The following is a 14030-nucleotide window of genomic DNA, read 5'->3' on the forward strand; positions in this document are numbered from 1 at the left end:
CCTGCCCCTCCTATCGGACAAATCGCATTCCAGCCTTGCACGAGGCCCCCATATGAATGAAAACCTGATCGAACTGCGCCATATCGGAAAACGTTTCGGTGGCGTCAGGGCGCTGGACGATGTTTCCTTTGCCATCAAGCCCGGCGAAATCCACTGTCTCGCGGGCGAGAACGGTTCCGGCAAGTCCACCATCATCAAGGTCATGTCGGGCGTCTACACGCCGGAAGACGGCGAGATACTGATCGACGGCAAATCAGTCGGCAAACTTGACCCCGTCAAGTCGGTTCACCACGGCATTCAGGTGATCTATCAGGATTTCTCGCTGTTCGGGAACCTGACGGTTGCTGAAAATCTGGCAATCAATACTTTTCTTATCGAAGGCCGCAAGGGCGTCGACTGGAAGCGCGTGCGTGACCTAGCACAGAAGGCGCTGGCGCGGCTCGATGTCAGCATCGACCTCGATGCGGATGTGGACAGCCTGCCGACATCAGGCAAGCAGATCGTGGCGATTGCGCGCGCCGTCATGGCTGACGCCCGCCTCATTATCATGGACGAGCCGACCACCGCGCTGACGCGGCATGAAGTCGATGCACTGTTCAAGATCGTGCGCGATATTCAGGCACAAGGCATCGCGGTGCTTTTCGTCAGCCACAAGATGCGCGAGATGCTGGAAATCAGCGAAAGGCTGACCGTCTTCCGCAATGGCAAGAAGGTTGCCGAAGGCCCGATTTCCGATTTCGACGAACCGTCGATCACCCGCGCGATGACCGGTCAGGAACTCACATCGGACCATTATCACTGGACCCCGCGTGAAGGCGCTCCAGCCAATCCGACCCTTGAAATCACGAACCTTTCTGTTCCGGGGTCGGTGGAAAATGCCAGCCTCACTCTCAATGCGGGCGAGATCGTCGGCATATCCGGGTTGATTGGCTCCGGTCGCACGGAACTCGCACTCGCGCTCTTCGGCATGAAGCCGGATTTCACCGGCACTGTTCGTATCGACGGCAGGCAAGTTCATCCAAAGACAGTTCAGGAAGGGATCGCCTGCGGCGTCGCCTATGTGCCGGAAGACCGCCTGACGGAAGGCCTGTTCCTGACGCAATCGATCGAGCGCAACATCATCGTCACTTCCATCGAAAAATTCGTGCGCGGCCTCTTCATCGACCGCAGACAAGCTGACACCACAACCCGCGACATGTTTTCGGCGATGCACATCGTTGCCCCCGGTCCGCATACGCCGGTCAATCACCTGTCGGGCGGCAATGCGCAGCGTGTGGTGCTGGCACGCTGGCTTTTGACAGGTGCCAAAATCCTGATCCTCAATGGACCAACCGTCGGTGTCGATGTCGGCTCCAAGGCACAGATCCACAATATCATCCGCAAGCTCGCCAGTGATGAAGGGCTCGCCGTCCTGATGATTTCCGACGATGTGCCCGAGCTGGTGCAGAACTGCAATCGTGTGCTGGTGATGCATCGCGGACGTTTCGTCGACGAACTTTCCGGTGAAACCATGACCGAAGATGCCGTCAATGACCGGCTCAAGACGCTGAATTGAGGAACCGGCACATGAAGTTTTTTCGCAGTACCGAATTCATCATTGCCTGCGTGCTGTTCGCGGCCATGGTTATTATCGGCCTCATCAATCCGGCATTCTGGTCGCTGGACAATATCTTCGGCCTTCTGCGTTCCAATGTCGTGATCGGCATCATGGCGCTCGGTGTGTTGCTTGTGATGATTTCCGGCGGCATCGACGTCTCCTTCACCGCCTTTGCCATCGCGGCCATGTATCTGACCGTCCGCGCCATGGTTTATCTCGGCTATGACGGCGTGCTCATTCCGTTTGTGGCAGCAACGCTGATCGGCCTGCTGCTTGGCGCATTCAACGGCTTCATCATCCATCGTTTCAAGATGATCCCGCTGATCGTGACGCTCGGTACTGGCTCCATCGTGCGCGGGCTGGTGCTTGGTCTGGTGGGTACAAGCACCGTTAACATCAACAAGATGCCGAAGGAGCTGATCGAGTTTGGCAAGACGGATGTTGTTTCGCTGACCAATGCCGCCGGAACAGCCTTTAGCCTGACCGCAATGTTCCTCGTCTATCTGGCGCTAGCGCTGCTGATCCACCTGATCCTCAATTATACGATGATCGGGCGCAGCGTTTATGCCTATGGCGGCTCACCGGAAGCGGCAAAGCGTGTCGGCTTCAATACCCGCCGCACGATCTTCTTCGTCTATTGCGTGGCCGGTGCACTGGCAGGTTTCGCAGGGCTTCTGCATTCCTCGATGATCTGGCTTGCCAATCCGCGCGATTTCGTCGGGCTTGAACTGGACGTGATCGCAGCCGTGGTTCTGGGCGGCGCATCGATCTTCGGCGGACGGGGCACGGTTCTCGGCACGCTGATGGGCGTCTTCATGCTCGTCATGGTCAAGAACTCGCTCATCATCATGAAGGTGGACACCACATGGCAGCGCGTCGTTGTCGGCCTCATCATCATCGTCGCCACAGCCATCACCGCATGGCGTGACCGCAAAAGTATCGCCTGAGGGGAGAACGCGACATGAAACAGTCTTTCGACATGCGCCGCATCCTTGGCGGAGACAATAATATCATCCAGCTCATCGTCATCACCGTACTGGTCTTTGCGCTGATGACCTGGATGAACCCGGACAAGTTCCTGCGCTATTACAACTTCGAATCCATCAGCTACATCATGCCGGAGCTGGGCATCCTCTCCGTCGCCATGATGATTGCCATGCTGACAGGCGGCATCGATCTTTCGGTGGTGGGCATCGCCAATCTGGCGGGTATCATGGCCGGGGTTTATTTCCATTCGTCCATGGTGCAGGCAGCGCAGACGTCGGGCTCCGGCATGCTGTTCTACACCATCATCGGCATATTACTTGCCGTGTTGATCGGCCTGCTATCGGGACTGATCAACGGCCTGCTCATAGCCAAACTCCGCATCACGCCAATCCTTGCCACACTCGGCACCGGACAGGTTTTGATGGGGCTGGCACTGGTTCTGACAGGCGGCCCGGCCATCGTCGGCTTCCCTGATGCGTGGAACTGGGTCGGCAATGGCAAGCTGTTCGGCATCGCCACGCCATTCCTGCTGTTCATCGCCGTGTGCATCGTCGTGGCAATTCTCCTGACACGCACGACGCTCGGCATCAATCTCATGCTGATCGGCACCAATCCGCGTGCAGCCGCCTTTGCCGGTATCCGCAAGGATCGCATGATCCTCTATTCCTACATGCTCACCGGCGTGCTCGCCTCCATAGCCGGGATCATCCTTTCGGGCCGCACCAATGCCGCCAAGTCGGACTATGGCGCATCCTATCTGCTGCAAGCCGTGTTGATCGCCGTTCTCGGCGGCACCAATCCGGCGGGTGGAAAGGGGCGTGTGTTGGGCATTGCCATCGCACTGATTGCACTGATGCTGCTTTCCTCCGGCTTCCAGATGATGCGGTTCTCCAACCACCTCATCGATTTCATCTGGGGCGCTTTCCTCATTCTCGTCATTGCGATCAACGCATCGCGCAATCAGGGCAGGTGATCCCTTATGCAGGACATCGAATTTCATCTTCGCCGTCAGGATTTTGTCCAACAGCCGCATGTCGTCGCCAATACCTATGGCCTCAGCGTCACCGCCTTTCGCTATCCAAGCGGCATCGAGGCGCTGCTGGTCGAGAACGAACGCGGCAATCTCATCGTGCTGCCTTTCATGGGGCAGATGATCTGGGGCGCGGAGTTCGACGGCGTCGATCTGACCATGGGCAACAGCTTCTCCATGCCGCGCCCGGCAACGACCATCGTCGAGACCTACGGCTGCTTTGCGTTCCATAGCGGCATCCTGCGCAATGGCTGTCCTTCGCCTCAGGACAATCATCTTCTGCATGGCGAAATGGCTTGCGCGAAAATGGACAAGGCCGGCCTTCTCTTTGGCCATGACGAGCGCGGCGCCTTCGTCGAAATCACCAGCGAATATGAATATGTGATGGGCTTTGGCGCGCATTATCTGGCACGGCCAAGTGTCCGCCTTTACGCCGATGCAACGCTGTTCGACATTACCATGGATGTCGAAAACCTCTCATCCGCTCCGATGGAGCTGATGTATATGTGCCACGTCAATTTTGCCTATGCGGAAGGCGCGCGGATCGTCCAGCCAGTGCCCTATACGCCGGATCACGTGCAGGTTCGCACAGCCGTTCCCGGCCACGTTACGCCCAATGATGATTACCTGTCGCTGATCGACGAATTGGCCACCGATCCAGCCGCGATGGAAGTGCTGGACGAACCGGAGCGCTACGATCCCGAGCAGGTCTTCTATATTCGCGGATTGCCGAAAGATGCCGAAGGCAACACCCATCTGATGATGCAGCTTCCCGAGGGCGACGGATTTGGCATTTCCTACCCGACCGAAATCTTCCCAAAAACCGTGCGCTGGATTCTCGTGAACGGCGATGCCCAGGTTGCAGCCTTTGCCCTGCCCTCGACCTGCGAGCCGGAAGGCTATCTGGCGGAAAAGGCCAAGAACAATGTGCAGGTGCTGGCATCGGGTGAGCGCGCCGTTTTCCCCGTGCGCGTCGGTTATCTCGATACAACCGCCGCCGAGCAGTTTGAAGCCTCGATCAAGGCACTCTGAAATTTCAAAGGAACGTCTCATGACCAGAAAGATCGGAGTGGTCGGCTCCAACATGGTGGACCTCATCACCTATGTGAACCGTATGCCCGGCCCCGGCGAAACGCTGGAAGCCCCGACATTTGAAATCGGCTGTGGTGGAAAAGGCGCCAATCAGGCCGTGGCTGCCGCGCGCCTTGGCGCAGATGTGATGATGGTCACGCGTGTGGGCGACGATATTTTTGCCGACAATACCATCCGCAACCTGAACGAGTTCGGCGTCGATACGCGCCATGTGCGCAAGGTTTCCGGCAAGTCGAGCGGTGTAGCACCCATCTTCGTGGAACCATCGGGTGAAAACTCGATCCTGATCGTCAAGGGCGCCAATGCCGATCTTCTGCCTGCCGAAGTCGACAAGGCTGCGGACGATCTGAAAGCGTGCGGCCTCATCCTGATGCAGATGGAAGTTCCGGTCGAGACCGTCTATCACACCATCGCTTTCGCCGCTGAAAACGGCATCGAAACCATTTTGAATCCTGCGCCTGCTGCCGCCGATCTTGACCCCGAACTTATCCGGCAGGTGACCTTTCTCGTGCCGAACGAGAGCGAGCTTGCGATCCTCTCCGGCCTGCCGACCGGCACGGACGATGAAATCATTACCGCTGCGCGTTCGCTCATCGCGCGCGGCATCCGCACCGTCATCGTCACGCTCGGCGGACGCGGTGCGCGCATGATTACGGCAAGCGAAATCGTCAATATTCCACCAGTCAAGGTCACACCGAAAGACACGACAGGCGCGGGTGATGCCTTTATCGGCTCCTTTGCCCGCTTCTACGCCGGGACCGGCGATGTGGAAGCCTCGCTTCGCAAGGCCGCTCTTTATGCGGCCCATTCCATCACCCGGCCGGGCACGCAGAAAGCCTATGCCAGCCAGGAAGAATTCGAAACGTTCTGCCGCGATCACGCCCCTTCGACCGAACGTGCCTGATCGCACTTGAACGTAATTGAACCCACGAACGGACAATGAAATGACCGAAGCCCTCCCCCGCAATAACGGGACACCGCTCAAGCCGGAATGGTTTGAGGATGTATCCGTCAATCGCAGCGCTTCCGAGCGCCGTGCCGCCACGATTAGCGCCCGCCGTTCGGTGAAAAAGGAATATCAGGCGGCGTGGCTCATCCGCGCCATCCAGTGCATAGACCTGACGACGCTTGCAGGCGACGACACGGCGGGCCGCGTGCGCAGGCTCTGCGCCAAGGCGCGCCGTCCGGTGCGCGAGGATATTCTGGAAGCACTCGGCCTTGCAGATGCAGGCATCACCACCGGCGCGGTCTGCGTCTACCCGACCATGGTGTCCCATGCCGTTAAGGCGCTCGAAGGTTCCGGCATTCCGGTTGCCTCGGTGGCGACAGGCTTTCCCGCCGGACTGACGCCGCTGCCGCTCCGCCTTGCGGAGATCACCTATGCCGTCGAGCAAGGCGCACATGAAATCGACATCGTGATTACGCGCGAGCATGTGCTGACACAGAATTGGTCGGCTCTTTACGATGAAATTGCCGCCATGCGCGAAGTCTGCGGGGATGCGCATATGAAGGCGATCCTCGCCACCGGCGATCTCAATACGCTGACCAATGTTTATCGCGCCTCGATGGTGGCGATGCAGGCAGGCTCCGATTTCATCAAGACCTCGACGGGCAAGGAGGACGTCAACGCCACCTTGCCAGTGAGCCTGACCATGGTGCGGGCGCTGCGCGATTATGGCGAGCTTTCCGGTCAGAGTGTCGGCTTCAAACCCGCGGGCGGCCTCAAGACCGCGAAGGACGCGCTGGCCTGGCTCACGCTGATGAAGGAAGAACTCGGCATTCGCTGGCTGGAGCCCGATCTGTTCCGCATCGGCGCATCGTCGATGCTTGGCGATATCGAACGGCAATTGGAGCACTTCGTGACCGGGCGCTACTCCGCCGCCAACCGTCACGCCGCTGCTTAAACTTGGAATTTCGCATTCTCCTACGCAAAACCGCTTCGCACTTTTGCTGGAAATGCTCGTAAGGAATGAATTCAATGCGACCCATCAAGGACATCCTGAAGACCATGGAATATGGACCTTCCCCCGAAGCAAACGGCGATGTGAACCTGTGGCTGGAACAGCATGGCCGTTCTTTCGGCCACTATATCAACGAGGCCTTCGTCAAACCGGAAGGCCGCAAGGCAATTTCGGTTGCCAATCCGGCCAATGGTGACAAGCTCGCCGACATCATCTGCGGCAATGCGGATGATGTCGATCAGGCGGTGAAAGCTGCCCGCACCGCTTTCGGCAAATGGTCCAAACTTTCGGGCTATGAGCGGGCCAAGTATCTCTATGCCATCGCGCGCCATATTCAGAAGCGCGAGCGTTTTCTGGCCGTGCTGGAAACCATGGATAACGGCAAGCCGATCCGCGAAACCCGCGACATCGACATTCCGCTCGCCGCCCGTCACTTCTATCACCATGCAGGCTGGGCCGAGATGGTTGAAGACGAATTCAAGGGCTTTTCGCCGGTTGGCGTCTGCGGTCAGGTCATTCCGTGGAATTTCCCGCTTCTCATGCTTGCCTGGAAGATCGCACCAGCTTTGGCCGCCGGTAACACGGTCGTGCTGAAACCCGCCGATCTGACGCCGCTCTCGGCCATTGCCTTTGCCGAGATCTGCCATGAAGTCGGCCTGCCCGCCGGTGTCGTCAACATCGTGCAGGGCGATGGCACGACCGGCGCGGAAATCTGCGGTCATAATGGTGTGGACAAGGTGGCCTTCACCGGTTCAACACAGGTCGGTCGTGTCATTCGCGAGCAGATTGCCGGATCGGGCAAGAAGCTGTCGCTGGAACTGGGCGGAAAATCGCCCTTCATCGTCTTTGAAGATGCCGATCTGGATGCCGCCGTTGAAGGCGTGGTCGATGCCATCTGGTTCAATCAGGGCGAAGTGTGCTGTGCGGGTTCGCGCTTGCTCGTGCAGGAAGGCATTGCCGACCGCTTCTATGCCAAGCTCAGAAAGCGTCTCGAAAGTTTACGCGTCGGCGATCCGCTGGACAAATCCACCGATGTCGGCGCCATCGTTTCACCCGGTCAAGTGAAGCGCATTTCCGATCTTATCCAAAAGGGTATCGACGAAGGCGGCGAGCTCTGGCAGACGCCGAATCCGCTTCCGGCCAAAGGCAATTATATCGCTCCCGGCTTCTTCACCGATGTGGATCAGGCATCAACCGTTTGTCAGGTGGAAATTTTTGGGCCGATTGCGGCAGCAACAACCTTCCGCACGCCGGACGAAGCCGTCTCGCTTGCCAACAATACGCGCTACGGGCTTGCCGCGTCGATCTGGTCTGAAAACATCAATGTCGCGCTTGATCTTGCAGCCCGCGTCAAAGCCGGTGTCGTCTGGATCAACTGCACCAACATGCTGGATGCGGGCGCAGGCTTCGGCGGCTACCGCGAAAGCGGATTCGGTCGCGAGGGCGCACGCGAAGGCATGTACGAATATCTTGTTTCCGATTGGGAGAAAGCGCTCCCCTCGGCCAAGGTTACGGACGCCTTCGTGCCATCAGCTTCACCCTCCGGCGATGACAAGATCACCATCGACGGTATCGACCGCACGATGAAAAACTATATTGGCGGCAAGCAGGCACGTCCGGATGGCGGCTACAGCTATTCGGTCACCGGCAAGGGCGGTGTGGTCATCGGTCAGGCTGGCATCGGCAACCGCAAAGACATCCGCAACGCCGTAGAAGCTGCAAGCAAGGCCGGAAGCTGGGGCGCGGCGACGGCGCACAACCGAGCGCAGGTACTCTATTATCTTGGTGAAAACCTCGATGCACGCCGCACGGATTTCGTGGCACGGCTGATCGAAAACACCGGCATCAGCGAGAAAAAAGCGGAAGAGGAATTTGAAACCGCGCTGCGCCGGATTTTCTATTATGCCGCACAGGCCGACAAGTTCGACGGAGCGGTTCATTCCACCAAGTCGCGTCATGTGACACTGGCGATGAACGAGCCGTGGGGCGTGATGGGCATCGTCTGCCCCGACGAAGCGCCGCTTCTATCGCTCGTTTCGCTGATACTTCCCGCCATTGCCATGGGCAACCGCACGGTGGTCGTACCTTCGAGCCGTCATCCGCTGATCGCAGGTGATTTCTATCAGGTGCTCGACACATCCGATGTACCGGGCGGCGTGGTCAACATCGTCACCGGCGAACGCGATCTTCTGACGAAGACACTTGCCGAACATGATGACGTTGCAGCGCTCTGGTATTTCGGTTCACGCGAAGGCAGCGCCATGGTCGAAAAGGCGTCAGCAGGCAATCTCAAGGCCACGTGGGTCAGCAATGGCCGCTTGCCGAACTGGCTCAACAAGACCGAAGGACAGGGCCGGGATTATCTGCGCCGGGCCATTCAGGTGAAGAATATCTGGGTGCCATACGGAGCATAGATCAGAACCAAAAGGCCCGCTTCGGCGGGCCTTTTCATGCAGGGTTTTCGCGCTTATTGCGGCACCCACAAAATAGTGTCTGGATTGATCCCCAACAGGAGGGCCTGTGCGACCGCTCGCGCCTTCAGTTCTCCGCTTGCCTCGGGCTCGCGCGAAAGTACCCAGAAATAGCTCCGCGTCGAACCGACAATGATCGACCACTGATAATCGTCTTCATCGATATCCACGATATTATAGCCCCCGTAGAAGGGTCCGAAGAATGAAACTTTCAACGCGCCTTCGTCGGCGGATCGCACAAAACGGGCGGTTCCTGTGGCTTGCGTCCAACGCGCTTTCCATGGATCGAAGCCGCGATTGACCACTTTTACGGTTTGATCGGGATTCAATGAATATTCCGCCGTCGTCCGGGTTAAACCGCGCTCGAAGCGGTTTTCAATCCGCCCGATCTCGTACCACTTGCCGAGATAGCGCGTGAGATCGAAGGGTTTTACCGGCACGATACCCTGCGGGATTTGCGGCGAACTTGCCCGTGTCAGCGCATATCCTACCGCCAATCCTGTCAGACCAAGAGCAAGTTTTCCAAATCTCATCGTCTTCCCTTCCTTTGTCGCATGAAGGGACAAACCGATGCGATGGCGATTGGTTCCCAACGGTAAACAAGATGGGCTTCCGCAGCGTCATGCCACTGTCATGCAATCGGAATAGAAGCTCCCAATCTATTTGGATTGTGGGAAAATGTTGCATTCCTCGAATATTAAAGCGGATGTCGCCGTTCGGGCCGAAGGGCTGAATCTGGCCTACGGCACGGCCACCATCTTGAAAAATATCGATCTTTCACTGCCGAAGGGACAGACGCTCGCTTTGCTCGGGCCATCCGGTTGCGGCAAGACAACGCTGCTCCGTCTCGTGGCTGGCCTTCTCGCCCCGACCAAGGGCTCGATCACAATCAACGGCGTCACCGTCGCCGATGCCAAGACAGGATCGTTCATTCCGCCTGAGAAGCGCCATCTCGGCATGGTGTTTCAGGATTATGCGCTCTGGCCGCATATGACTGTTTTCGGCAATGTGTCCTTTCCGCTCGAAATGCGCGGCCTCAGTCGTGCGGAGCGCGAAAAGCGCGTTGCCTCGGCACTCGACCGCGTCGGTCTTTCGGGCTTCGGCGAGCGTGCCATCAGCGATATGTCGGGCGGCCAGCAGCAACGCGTCGCCATTGCCCGCGCCATCGTCGCCGAGCCGGGACTGGTATTGTTCGACGAGCCGCTTTCCAATCTCGACCGCGAACTACGCGAAAACATGGTCACCGAGATCGGACAGCTTGTCGCCAATCTCGGCCTGACCGCGATCTATGTCACCCACGACCAGAGCGAAGCTTTCTCGCTTGCCGATCAGGTAGCTGTCATGCGCGCCGGTGTGATCGAACAGCTCGCCGCCCCCGAGGCGCTTGTCGCAGAACCGACGACACCGGAAGTTGCAGATTTTCTGCGGCTCGGCTGTGTCGTCCCGGTGGAGCGGTGTGAAAACGCCTACAGGATTGCGCGCACCGAGATCCACATCGCCCATGGCTCTCATGCGGGACAGGCAACGCATGTCTTGTTGCCGTCGCGCTCGGTTCGCAGCGTGCCCGTCCATGAAGCTGCAATCCCGGCAACGGTCCTGCGCTCGCAGTTTCGCGGCGACGGTCATCTGACCACAGTGCGCATCGGCTCGCAGCAGGACGGCCACGAACTGACCTATCTCGACAGCATCCGTCTTTCACCCGGCGTTCCTGTCGGCATCTCAATCGATGCCAGCCAGCTGCGCTGGTTCTCAAAATAGACCTTTCCATCAGGAATATCTCAGGAGGCAAACATGAAAAAATCCATTCTCGGCGCGGGGCTTGCGCTTGTCACCGCTTTGCTGGCCAGCACTGCGGCCTATGCAGATATCACGGTTTACTCGGCTGGTCCGGGCAGCCTGATCGAAAAGCTTGCCGCAGGCTTCACCGCCAAGACCGGTGCGAAGGTCAATGTCTTTCAGGCGACGACCGGCAAAGTCATGGCGCGCATCGAAGCGGAAGCCGCCAATCCGGTTGTCGACGTTCTGATCTCGGCCTCGTGGGATACGGCAACCGATTTTGCCAAGCGTGACTGGTTGGTCGCCTATACCAGCCCGAACGCCGAAAAAGTGCCGGATTTCCTCAAGAATGAAACAGCGGTCGCGCAGGGCGTCTCTGCCCTCGGTATCGCGTGGAACCCAGCCAGCAAGACGCCGAAGCCCGCCGAATGGGCGGATCTCGCCAAGCCTGAATACAAGGATCTCGTCAATCTGCCGGACCCGGCACAGTCGGGAGCGACCTTCGAGCTCGTTGCCGCCCTTCAGGCGCAACAGGGTTGGGACCTGTTCCGGAACCTGCACGAGAATGGTGCAACTGTCGCCGGTGCCAATGCAGAAGCTTTGAACCCCGTCCTTCAGGGCGCCAAGGCCGCCGTGTTCGGTGCCGTCGACTACATCTCGCTCGCGGGCAAGGCCAAGGGTGAATCCATCGACGTCATTTTCCCGGTATCCGGCACCGTGATCGCGCCACGCCCGGCCATGATCCTCAAATGGTCGAAGAACCAGGACGAAGCCAAGCAGTTCATCGATTATATGCTGTCCGACGAAGGCCAGAAAATGGTTGCCGACACCTATCTGATGCCGTCGCGCACCGACATTCCGGCCAATCGCCCGCTGATCGGCGACCTGAAAATCCTGCCGATTGACGCCAAGGACGTCTATGGCAAGCGCAACGATACGCTGAAGGAATTCGGTGCCGCTTTCGCCGCCAGCAACTAACTCTTGAAGGATCAGCAGACATGAAGACAGGCAGTGCGGCGGCTGGCAATCCGCTCGGATTCGTTGCGGTCGCCGGGCTCGCATTCATCGTCGCGGTGCCGTTCGTCTTCATCGTCCTTCAGGCGATCTTTCCGCAACTGGGGAGAGGCTCGCTGGCCGAGCCTTTCCTGCATCTCTCGGCCCTGTTTGAAGACCCGAAGCTTTTGCGCATGAGCGGCAATACCGTTCTGCTCGGGCTTTCGGTGGTTGTGCTTTCCGCCCTTATCGCCGTACCGCTTGCAGTGTTCCGGGCACTCTACAAGGTGCCGTTCGCCGTGCTGTGGGACGTGCTGATGCTCGTGCCCTTCATGATCCCGCCCTATATCGCCACGCTTGGCTGGATAATGACCCTGCAGCCGCGCGGCTATCTTGAGCAGCTCGCCGGGTTCAATCTGGCTCCCTTCCTGTTCTCGGTCGCAGGCATGAGCTTCGTCATGGCGCTGAACACATTTCCGCTCGTCTATTTTGCGGTGTCGCGTACGATTGAAGCAGTTGGTGCTCGCTATTCCGATGTCGGACGGGTGTTCGGGGCTTCGCCGTGGCGCTCCTTCTTCCGCATTACCCTGCCCCTGGCGACGCCGGGCCTCGCGGCAAGTCTTCTTCTGGTTTTCGCGGCAGCTATCGAGGAATACGGTACGCCAGCAGCCCTTGGACGCCGTTCCGGCTTTGACGTTCTGGTGACGGAAATTGATCTGCGCATTTCCGACTGGCCCATCGACCTTGCTGGAGCTGCCGTCTTTTCGCTGGCGCTTGTATGCCTGTCGCTGGCCGCCTTTCTCGTCCAGCGCTGGATACTGACGCGCCGCTCCTATGTGACGACGGGCGGCAAGCCGCAGGCAAAGGACAAGCGTCCGCTTGGAGCCCTTACAATTCCGGTGGTGGTTCTGTTCGCCATCATCGCCTTTGCTGCAACCGGCATTCCTCTGCTGGCCATTCTGGCGACCGCTCTTTCCAAAACCGTATCTGGCGGGTTGACCCCATCGAACCTCGGCTTCGACAATTTTGCAGCCATTGCCAAAGACAGCGCAGGTGGCATGCGTGCACTGGTCAACAGCCTGTCACTCGGTGTTGCGAGTGCCCTGCTGACAGGGTTGCTCGGCGCGGTTGCCGCCTATGCCGTCGTGAAGATGCGCTTTCGCGGGCGTTTCTGGCTCGACATACTGACCGTCCTGCCAAATGCTTTGCCCGGTGTCGTCGTCGCAGTCGGTCTCATTCTGGCATGGAACCAGCCGATGCTGCCTGTCTCGCCCTACAATACGCCGCTGATCCTGCTGCTTGCCTATTGTTGCATTCTTCTGCCGCAGCCGATCCGCTATGCATCGGCTGCCTTCCACCAGATCGGCGACAATCTGGAAGCTGCGGCACGAGTGTGCGGCGCAAACAGCTTTACCGCTTTCCGGCGCATCATGCTGCCTCTGATCGCCCCCAGCCTGATAACGGCGATGTTGCTCGTCTTTGCCGTCGCCACGCGTGAGCTCGTCGCATCAATACTGGTGGCTCCGGTTGGAATGCAGACCATCTCGATCTTCATCTGGCGTCAGTTCGAGCAAGGCTCAGTCGGCCTCGGCATGGCCATGGCATTCATCGCCATTCTCATCACCACGCTTTTGCCCTTGGTTCTGATGGGGTTGTTGAAGCGCTCCGGTCTCGTTAGAATTTGACCTTCCGTTCCCAATCGGGAAATGCCAACAGCAGGGTCGAAATTCCAGTGCCTTGAAAAGCCGGGAGAACCGTTTTGACGAAACAAGCCGTTGTCTTGAAAAGAGAAGAATGGGCGAGGCGTGATGATGCCTGGTCTGGGCGCGTCGAAGGCAAGAGATTTGGCACCGATGCGTCGATCATATTCTTCTCGACCGATGTTGTAGGGCATGGTCCCAAACTGCACCGGCACCCTATGACGAGATTTTCATCGTCCGTCAGGGAAATGCCCTGTTCATTGTTGGCGATGAACAGATCGAGGCGACGGAGGGACAGGTTGTCTTCGGTCCGGCAAACATACCGCACAAGTTCATCAATCTCGGGCCCGGGCGTCTGGAAACAACCGATATTCACGTTACCCAACATTTCGAGCAGGAGGACCTCGAGTGAAATAGGGGCAA

11 protein-coding genes and 1 pseudogene are annotated in these 14030 nt (G+C 58.4%); 11 read left to right on the top strand and 1 reads right to left on the bottom strand.

The window, feature by feature from the left end; all coding sequences use genetic code 11:
* Nucleotides 1-52 precede the first annotated feature (52 nt).
* The 7 genes from OHI65_RS03585 to OHI65_RS03615 all read left to right on the top strand — a co-directional run bounded on the left by OHI65_RS03585 (nucleotide 53) and on the right by OHI65_RS03615 (nucleotide 9081).
* Nucleotides 53-1555: a sugar ABC transporter ATP-binding protein gene (locus OHI65_RS03585; RefSeq protein ID WP_125300833.1), complete on the top strand. Its 1503-nt coding sequence runs from the start codon at nucleotides 53-55 to the stop codon at nucleotides 1553-1555.
* A gap of 11 nt (nucleotides 1556-1566) precedes the next feature.
* Nucleotides 1567-2544: an ABC transporter permease gene (locus OHI65_RS03590; protein ID WP_011982590.1), complete on the top strand. Its 978-nt coding sequence runs from the start codon at nucleotides 1567-1569 to the stop codon at nucleotides 2542-2544.
* Between the two features lie 14 nt (nucleotides 2545-2558).
* Nucleotides 2559-3557, top strand: coding sequence for an ABC transporter permease (locus OHI65_RS03595; RefSeq protein WP_125300834.1), 999 nt, complete (start codon nucleotides 2559-2561; stop codon nucleotides 3555-3557).
* A 6-nt stretch (nucleotides 3558-3563) separates the two neighbouring features.
* Entirely contained in the window at nucleotides 3564-4646 is a 1083-nt protein-coding gene (locus OHI65_RS03600) for an aldose 1-epimerase family protein (protein ID WP_125300835.1), read from the top strand.
* Nucleotides 4647-4665: 19 nt separating this feature from the next.
* Nucleotides 4666-5610 (top strand): ribokinase, encoded by a 945-nt coding sequence (rbsK, locus tag OHI65_RS03605; RefSeq protein ID WP_125300836.1) that lies wholly within the window; start codon nucleotides 4666-4668, stop codon nucleotides 5608-5610.
* A gap of 40 nt (nucleotides 5611-5650) precedes the next feature.
* Nucleotides 5651-6610 (top strand): deoxyribose-phosphate aldolase, encoded by a 960-nt coding sequence (gene deoC / locus OHI65_RS03610; RefSeq protein ID WP_125300837.1) that lies wholly within the window; start codon nucleotides 5651-5653, stop codon nucleotides 6608-6610.
* Between the two features lie 74 nt (nucleotides 6611-6684).
* The gene (locus tag OHI65_RS03615) at nucleotides 6685-9081 is read left to right on the top strand and encodes an aldehyde dehydrogenase family protein (RefSeq protein ID WP_185757989.1); all 2397 of its coding nucleotides are present in this window, start codon (nucleotides 6685-6687) and stop codon (nucleotides 9079-9081) included.
* A 53-nt stretch (nucleotides 9082-9134) separates the two neighbouring features.
* On the opposite strand, the gene OHI65_RS03620 is transcribed toward OHI65_RS03615, so the two are convergent.
* On the bottom strand, nucleotides 9135-9671 hold the full coding sequence (locus OHI65_RS03620) for a lipocalin family protein (RefSeq protein WP_125300838.1): 537 nt from the start codon (nucleotides 9669-9671) through the stop codon (nucleotides 9135-9137).
* Nucleotides 9672-9816: 145 nt separating this feature from the next.
* Between OHI65_RS03620 and OHI65_RS03625 the strand changes: the two genes are divergently transcribed.
* From OHI65_RS03625 to OHI65_RS03640, 4 genes and pseudogenes are all read left to right on the top strand, one after another.
* On the top strand, nucleotides 9817-10896 hold the full coding sequence (locus tag OHI65_RS03625; RefSeq protein WP_125300839.1) for an ABC transporter ATP-binding protein: 1080 nt from the start codon (nucleotides 9817-9819) through the stop codon (nucleotides 10894-10896).
* Between the two features lie 33 nt (nucleotides 10897-10929).
* Nucleotides 10930-11892: an ABC transporter substrate-binding protein gene (locus tag OHI65_RS03630; protein ID WP_125300840.1), complete on the top strand. Its 963-nt coding sequence runs from the start codon at nucleotides 10930-10932 to the stop codon at nucleotides 11890-11892.
* Between the two features lie 20 nt (nucleotides 11893-11912).
* Nucleotides 11913-13592 carry an ABC transporter permease gene (locus tag OHI65_RS03635; RefSeq protein ID WP_125300841.1) on the top strand — a complete coding sequence of 560 codons (1680 nt, stop codon included), beginning with the start codon at nucleotides 11913-11915 and terminating at the stop codon, nucleotides 13590-13592.
* A gap of 74 nt (nucleotides 13593-13666) precedes the next feature.
* A pseudogene (locus tag OHI65_RS03640) lies at nucleotides 13667-14019 on the top strand (cupin domain-containing protein).
* Nucleotides 14020-14030 lie beyond the last annotated feature (11 nt).

The organism is Brucella sp. MAB-22 (genome assembly GCF_025908475.1).
GTDB classification, from domain to species: Bacteria; Pseudomonadota; Alphaproteobacteria; order Rhizobiales; family Rhizobiaceae; genus Brucella; species Brucella anthropi.

What these genes read in the sequence shown, in the direction of transcription:
- OHI65_RS03585 (WP_125300833.1), top strand. Translation starts at nt 53, where the DNA reads ATGAATGAAAACCTGATCGAACTGCGCCATATCGGAAAACGTTTCGGT.
- OHI65_RS03590 (WP_011982590.1), top strand. Translation starts at nt 1,567, where the DNA reads ATGAAGTTTTTTCGCAGTACCGAATTCATCATTGCCTGCGTGCTGTTC.
- OHI65_RS03595 (WP_125300834.1), top strand. Translation starts at nt 2,559, where the DNA reads ATGAAACAGTCTTTCGACATGCGCCGCATCCTTGGCGGAGACAATAAT.
- OHI65_RS03600 (WP_125300835.1), top strand. Translation starts at nt 3,564, where the DNA reads ATGCAGGACATCGAATTTCATCTTCGCCGTCAGGATTTTGTCCAACAG.
- rbsK (WP_125300836.1), top strand. Translation starts at nt 4,666, where the DNA reads ATGACCAGAAAGATCGGAGTGGTCGGCTCCAACATGGTGGACCTCATC.
- deoC (WP_125300837.1), top strand. Translation starts at nt 5,651, where the DNA reads ATGACCGAAGCCCTCCCCCGCAATAACGGGACACCGCTCAAGCCGGAA.
- OHI65_RS03615 (WP_185757989.1), top strand. Translation starts at nt 6,685, where the DNA reads ATGCGACCCATCAAGGACATCCTGAAGACCATGGAATATGGACCTTCC.
- OHI65_RS03620 (WP_125300838.1), bottom strand. Translation starts at nt 9,671, where the DNA reads ATGAGATTTGGAAAACTTGCTCTTGGTCTGACAGGATTGGCGGTAGGA.
- OHI65_RS03625 (WP_125300839.1), top strand. Translation starts at nt 9,817, where the DNA reads ATGTTGCATTCCTCGAATATTAAAGCGGATGTCGCCGTTCGGGCCGAA.
- OHI65_RS03630 (WP_125300840.1), top strand. Translation starts at nt 10,930, where the DNA reads ATGAAAAAATCCATTCTCGGCGCGGGGCTTGCGCTTGTCACCGCTTTG.
- OHI65_RS03635 (WP_125300841.1), top strand. Translation starts at nt 11,913, where the DNA reads ATGAAGACAGGCAGTGCGGCGGCTGGCAATCCGCTCGGATTCGTTGCG.